The organism is Mesorhizobium sp. M0243, from assembly GCF_040321775.1.
GTDB lineage: Bacteria > Pseudomonadota > Alphaproteobacteria > Rhizobiales > Rhizobiaceae > Mesorhizobium.
Genome location: NZ_JAMYSF010000044.1, coordinates 23,149 through 29,415, shown reverse-complemented (window position 1 = coordinate 29,415; position 6,267 = coordinate 23,149). Strand labels below are relative to the sequence as shown.

7 protein-coding genes are annotated in these 6,267 nt (G+C 63.4%); 4 read left to right on the top strand and 3 right to left on the bottom strand.

Going from position 1 to position 6,267, the window contains the following annotated elements; genetic code table 11:
• Positions 1–248 precede the first annotated feature (248 nt).
• Positions 249–560 carry a hypothetical protein gene (locus tag NKJ11_RS32035; RefSeq protein WP_164893070.1) on the top strand — a complete coding sequence of 104 codons (312 nt, stop codon included), beginning with the start codon at positions 249–251 and terminating at the stop codon, positions 558–560.
• A 91-nt stretch (positions 561–651) separates the two neighbouring features.
• On the opposite strand, the gene NKJ11_RS32030 is transcribed toward NKJ11_RS32035, so the two are convergent.
• On the bottom strand, positions 652–1,782 hold the full coding sequence (locus tag NKJ11_RS32030; protein WP_245486369.1) for a transporter substrate-binding domain-containing protein: 1,131 nt from the start codon (positions 1,780–1,782) through the stop codon (positions 652–654).
• A gap of 255 nt (positions 1,783–2,037) precedes the next feature.
• Positions 2,038–2,637, bottom strand: a complete 600-nt coding sequence (locus tag NKJ11_RS32025; RefSeq protein ID WP_128305569.1) for a YdeI/OmpD-associated family protein — start codon at positions 2,635–2,637, stop codon at positions 2,038–2,040.
• A gap of 248 nt (positions 2,638–2,885) precedes the next feature.
• Between NKJ11_RS32025 and NKJ11_RS32020 the strand changes: the two genes are divergently transcribed.
• Both NKJ11_RS32020 and NKJ11_RS32015 read left to right on the top strand, forming a co-directional pair.
• Positions 2,886–3,497: a hypothetical protein gene (locus tag NKJ11_RS32020; protein ID WP_164893069.1), complete on the top strand. Its 612-nt coding sequence runs from the start codon at positions 2,886–2,888 to the stop codon at positions 3,495–3,497.
• Between the two features lie 111 nt (positions 3,498–3,608).
• Entirely contained in the window at positions 3,609–4,298 is a 690-nt protein-coding gene (locus NKJ11_RS32015) for an SDR family oxidoreductase (RefSeq protein ID WP_128305567.1), read from the top strand.
• Here the strand turns inward: NKJ11_RS32015 and NKJ11_RS32010 are convergent.
• Positions 4,273–5,178: a S1C family serine protease gene (locus NKJ11_RS32010; protein WP_128305566.1), complete on the bottom strand. Its 906-nt coding sequence runs from the start codon at positions 5,176–5,178 to the stop codon at positions 4,273–4,275. The two genes, NKJ11_RS32015 and NKJ11_RS32010, sit on opposite strands and share 26 nt — an antisense overlap.
• Positions 5,179–5,373: 195 nt before the next feature.
• Here NKJ11_RS32010 and yghU point away from each other — a divergent pair, with 195 nt between their 5' ends.
• A complete protein-coding gene (yghU, locus tag NKJ11_RS32005; RefSeq protein WP_128305565.1) occupies positions 5,374–6,240 on the top strand; it encodes a glutathione-dependent disulfide-bond oxidoreductase in 867 nt (288 codons plus the stop codon).
• Positions 6,241–6,267 lie beyond the last annotated feature (27 nt).

The window sequence follows — 6,267 nt, the reverse complement described above, 5'->3', positions numbered from 1 at the left end:
ACGGAAGTCTCCCTCCCCCTTGTGGGGAGGGGTTAGGGGTGGGGGTCCGTGCCGGGCAGACATCTCAGGAATTCCATATGCGATAGCCCTGCCACGAGGGGGGAGATTGGCAGCTTCAACGCCCACCAGACACACCCCAGAAACAAGATTCAACATCCGGGAAAAACTCGCGAAAACATCGCCTGTCATAACCACCTTCGCGGCGGTCAAGCGGGCCGCGGCACAACGCGAAGAAATGGTCCCGAAACATGCAACGACGTTCGACCGGACGGATCGGTGCCCTGACAGGCATTTCGCTCGCCATGCTGGCGGTCGCACAATCGGGTGCGGACGCAGCGGTCACCCGGAGCGAATATTGCAGCCAGCTCGGCCTTCAACTCGACGGGGCCATCCAAACGAAAGTCGCCCCAGGCACCAGCGCAAGCCAGATCGCCGAGGCAACCGCGCTCCAGGACAAGGCGAACCGGTTTTGTGCCGAGCGCAAGCAGGCGCAAGGCATCCGGAGCTATGCCAATGCCCTGAAACTTCTTGGCGTGACACCGGTCGACCTGAACCAGTGACAGCAACCATCAATTCTTGAAGAAAAGGCCGCCTCTCTCGCAGAGCGAAGGCGGTTTTTCCAGCGCATCGCACCGCGGAAGCTCCTGTCGACTACTTCTCGCCCAGATATTGGAAAACGGCCTGCTTCCACCAATCGCTTTCGATGGTCTGGAGGGCGACATCGAGAGACTTGCGCAACGGGCTGCCGAGCGGCAGCGCAATGGCATATTGCTGCTGGTCGAAGGTCGCATCGAGAACCTGCAGGCTTGTCGCGTAATTCTGCCCGACCAGCCAGCCAAGCAGCGGCTTGTCGTGCACCAGCGCATCGATCTTGCCGGCGCGAAGCGCGTTGAGGCCTTGCTGGATCGAGGCAAAGTCCTGATGACGGATCTGGGTCGAATCCAGATAGGACGCCGTCGACGAGCTCTGCACCGCGCCGACCGTGACCTGGGCGAGATCGCTTTCGCCCTGCACCATTCCTTCCATCTGCGTCACCGTCAGCACCGATGTGACGCCCGCGGTGAACACCGCGATGGCAATGATCGATCCCATCATCCAGAGCGCGGCCAGCACGCGCCCCGGCACGGTTCGCGGACCGAAGTCGCCGGTGCTGGCTTGCGTCGCGGCGATGGTCGACCACCACATGCTGGAAAACAGTCCCTTGGCGACGCCGCCGCCGAAATCGTCATTGTGCCGACGTTCGAACATCCAGATCAGGACGCCGACCACCACCGATATGATGACCAGCCCCAGCACCGCCTGCAGGAAGCCGAACGACGTCAGGGCATGCAGCACCGGCCGCCATGACGGCTGGTTGTTGAGCGGTGTCGCAATGCCGAGCCCGGTCGTGAAGAAGGGCTGCGTGAAGTCGACGGCCTTTTCGCGGTCGGCCGTGACCGTGATCGCGGCCATCGCCGCATCGAACCTGCCGTTGACGACGCCATCGATCTGGTCCTGCACGGCAGGCACTTCGACATAGCGGAAGCGAAGGTTGAGCCGCCCGGCGATTTTCTGCCAGAGGTCGATGCTCAATCCCGACCAGCTGCCGTCCTGCAGCTTGAACGCAAAAGGCGGCGCCTCCTTGATCCCGACCGAGATCTCTTTTGCCGGCGAGGCCGAGGGAGAAGCCAGGTCGGGAGACGTCTGGTCGGGCGAGGTCTGGGCAAGCGTGGCGCCGGCTCCCACACACGCGACGATGACAATGAGACCCAGCGCCATCGTCCACGAAGCAACTCTTCTCAACGGCAACGACTCCCAGCGTCCGCCGCTCGATCGTCGCGGCTTTCGAAGGGTAGCCGCCGTGCCGTCCTTCGTCCACCGGCGATGTCGTTGCTGAAGCAGCCGCGCGACGCGCCGACCATCGAATTGCGCAAAAACAAGCAGTTGGAACAATTTCACGATTCAGATCCTGAAGCGCTTCGCGCAACGCCGGATCCCGTGCGGACAGGCTTGCCGTGCCGAAGACGAACTCGCGCCCAAACCAGCCCACCCCAAACCTTACTTCCTGCCTTGCGGGTAGATCGTCTCGCCGCGCTTCAGCATTGCCACAAACGTCTCGATCTTCTTCTTGCGCCCGGCCTCGGTCTTCATGTTGTGGGTGCGGAAGGCGAGCGCGAAACGGTTCTGGGCACTGAGCTTTGCCAGCATCACCTTCGCAGCGGGTTCGGCGTCTATGGCAGCCTGCAGGTCGTCGGGGATTTTCATCTCCTTGCCGCTGCCATAGGCGCGCGCCCAGCGCCCGTCCGCCTTGGCCGCCTCGACCTGTTTGAGCCCATGCTCGGTCATGCGGCCCTCCTCGACCAGCCGCGCGACATTGTCGATGTTGATCAGGCTCCAGATGCTCTTCCGGCTGCGCGGCGTGTAGCGCTGCAGGAAACTCTTGTCGTCCAACCCCTTGCGCACCGCATCGATCCAGCCGAAGCACAGCACCACGTCGATGGCTTGTTTGGGGGTGATCGACTTCAGTCCCGACCCCACCTTGTGAACCTTGATCCACACTTCGGTTTCCGTGGCGTGGTGCTTGCCGAGCCATGCGTAGAAGCTGCCCGGATCCGGGAATTCATGGACCTTGTCGGGATCAACCTTGACCGGCGCCATTAGCCGGCCTGTCCTTTCGGTGTCGCTCGCGCCATCAGTTCCCTCTCTGTCGTCCCTGGCATTGCCCGTCATCGACCAGAATGGCACGAGTCGCTGTCAGTTTCCGGCAGCAAACTTGGCGGGCGCCTACGGCGTTCCTTCGCGCCCCTCGACCTGAACATTTTTCTCCCGGCCCCGCTGTATGAAATTTCGGAATACCTGCCATGCTCGTGCTCGGGCACGCCATCTCGCTCCCGGGGGAATATGCCATGAAATCTCTGTTGCTCGCCTTTGTGTTGTCTCTCCCCACGGCCGCCCTCGCCGAGCCAATCGAAACCCGGAAGATCATCACAGCGGTGACCGGGGACTTCAACGGCGACGGCGCCGTCGATCTCGCCATGGTGGTGGAGACCGAGCCCGGCCACCCGATGGATGTCCACTTCTTCCTCAGGGACAAGGAGCACAATTACCTCAAGCCCGTCGAAACCGTGCACGAGCAGATCCACGGGGAATGGAACGGCTACGACCGGCCGGGTTACGAGAACTCCGACACCGAGCCGGAACTGACGATGCTGCCCAACGGTTCGATCAAATTCTACCTGCCGGCGATGCCGGTCGGCAGCGAACGGACCGACATGACGCTGACCATCGCCTGGCGCGACGCTGCCTTCATCGTCGCCGGCTTCGCCTATGACCATGATGACTATTTGAAGGAGAATGCCGAAAGCGCCTGCGAGTACAATGTCCTGACCGGCAAAGGCACCGGCAGCGAAAAGCAGCCGGACGGCAGCACCAAGCACAAGACCGTCTCGGTCGAAGGCCAGACCATCGCCTTCAAAGACTGGAACCCGGGCACCGCCTTCACCGCTTGCGGCAACTGATCGCCCTGCATCATCGGCGCTTCCGATAGCGCTATCGGTTTCTTCCGTTTTCACTTGCCGTACCGAACTGCCAATTCCCTGCCCTTCTCCATCCAAGCAAAGGCAGAGCGAATGAGCATTTCAAATGAGAAAATCCTGATCGTCGGTGGCGGCTCTGGCATGGGTCTGGCGCTGGCCCGGCGCTGCGTCGAGGCTGGGGCCAGTGTGATCACCGCCGGGCGCGGCGAGGATCGGCTGCAACGGGCGCGTGAGGCGCTGGGCAATCCCGCCGGGCTGGAAACGGCCGTCGTCGACGTCACCCGCGAAGACCAGGTCGCGGCTCTGTTCGCGGGGATCGGCGACGTCAACCACATCGTCAGCACCGCCGCCGACATCGAAGGCTCCTACCAGCTGCTGCCGGCGCTTGACTTGAAGGCGGCGCAAAAGGTTGTCGAGAGCAAGCTCTATGGCCCGCTGCTGCTCGCCAAGCACGGTGCGCCACGGCTGGTAGCAACCGGCTCCATGACCTTCGTTTCCGGCATCGCCGCCTACCGGCCAGCCGCGCGCGGCTCCGTCGTTGCCGCTGTCAACGCAGCGCCCGAAGGCCTCGTACGAGCGCTGGCGGTCGAGTTGGCTCCGATCCGCGTCAATGCCGTGTCACTCGGTTGGGTCGACACCACGATCTGGACGCAGGGGGCCGGCGATCGCAAGGACGAGACCCTGGCCGCGATGGCCGAGCGGCTGCCGGTCGGGCGGATCGGCCAACCCGACGACATCGCCGACGCCATCGACGCGTCTACTGCAGTTGCGGCTTTTTCATAAAACTGCCGCGGTCGGCCGATTTGACGCGCAGCCAGGTTTCGCGGCCGTCGCGCAGCACCCGCATTGGAATCTCGGCCCCCGCCGAGCCGCTCTCCCACAGCTTGCGGTAGAAATCGGCCAGCCCGTCGACCGCGCCGTCCCGGATGTCGGAGATGATGTCGCCCTGGCGCAAGCCGGCCTTGGCCGCCGGGCCGCCCTCGGTCACGCTCATCACCACCACTCTGCCGTCGCTTTCGGCCGACAGGGCGCCGAGCCACGGGCGCGGCGGCTTGGCCACCTGGCCGCGCGTCAGGAGGTCGTCGAGTATGGGCGGCAACAGATCGATCGGCACCACCATGTTGATGTCGGCGACCTCGCCGTTGCGGCTCATCTGCAGGCGCAGGGAACCGATGCCGAGCAGCGAGCCGTCAGCGCCGAACAGCCCGGCACCGCCCCAGGAGGGGTGCGCCGGCGCAATGAAGATCGCCTCGTCAAGCAGATACTCCCAATAGCCGGCGAATTCCTGCTTGGTGACGATCCTGGCCTGCACCGACTGGCCGATGCCGTCGGCCAGCACGACCGCGTCGCCGATCCTGGCCTTGCCGGCATCGCCCAGCGCCACCGCCGGCAGGCCGAGCGGCGCCAGCGCCTGCACCAGGCCGAAGCCCGATTCCTGGTCATAGGCCAGCGCGTGCGCGGGGATGACGCGGCCGTCATGGCTGGTCAGCCAGACCTCTTCCGCTTCGGTGATGAGATAGCCGATGGTCAGCACCAGCCCATCGTTGCGAATGACGACGCCGCTGCCTTCCCTGAGCGTGCCGAGCGCCCCGGCCGTAAAGGCATCTTCGGGGACAGTGGCCCGCACGGCGACGACCGAGCGCGGATTGGGATTGATGGTCATGCTTTTGTCCTGGATGGGCTTTGGTGACATCTTCTATAGGTATGCCACGCAGGAGAAGGCGCAAGGGTGAGGAAGTGCCCAATTGCCGATGTTGGCTCCGAGGGCATCGATAATAGTTCAACGCAAGTTGAACTTACACATCCGCAGCCCTAGTTTATGGCGACCTGCCATCCTTCCCCGACACGAGGCCACGAAATGACCGACTACACACCGCCGAAAGTATGGACCTGGAACAAGCCGAGCGGCGGAGCCTTTGCCAGCATCAACCGGCCGATCGCCGGGCCGACGCATGACAAGGAACTGCCCGTCGGCAAGCATCCGTTGCAGCTCTATTCGCTGGCGACGCCGAACGGCGTCAAGGTCACGGTCATGCTGGAAGAGCTTCTGGCGCGCGGCCACAAGGGTGCCGAATACGACGCCTGGCTGATCCGGATCAACGATGGCGACCAGTTCGGCAGCGGCTTCGTCGAGGTTAATCCAAACTCCAAGATCCCGGCCCTGATGGACCGCAGCGGCAAGACGCCGGTGCGCATCTTCGAATCCGGTTCGATCCTGGTCTATCTCGCCGAAAAGTTCGGCGAATTCCTGCCTACCGAACAGCCGGCGCGCGCCGAAGTGCTGTCCTGGCTGTTCTGGCAGATGAGCTCGGCGCCGTATCTGGGCGGCGGCTTCGGCCATTTCTACGCCTATGCGCCGGAAAAGTTCGAATATGCCATCGACCGCTTCTCGATGGAGGTGAAACGCCAGATGGATGTGCTCGACCGCCGGCTGGCCGAGACTGAATATCTCGGCGGCAAGGACTATTCCATCGCCGATATGGCCGTGTGGCCCTGGTATGGCGGGCTGGCGCTCGGACGCATGTACAATGAGTCCGCCGAGTTCCTATCCGTGCAGGAATACGCACATGTGCAACGCTGGGCCAAGGCGATCGACGCCCGACCGGCGGTCAAGCGCGGCCGCATGGTCAACCGCGCTTTCGGCGAGCCTGCCATGCAACTGCATGAGCGCCACGACGCCAGCGATTTCGAGACCAAGACGCAGGATAGACTGGCCGCCGAATAGGCCATCGCGGATCGCGACAAAAGGAAA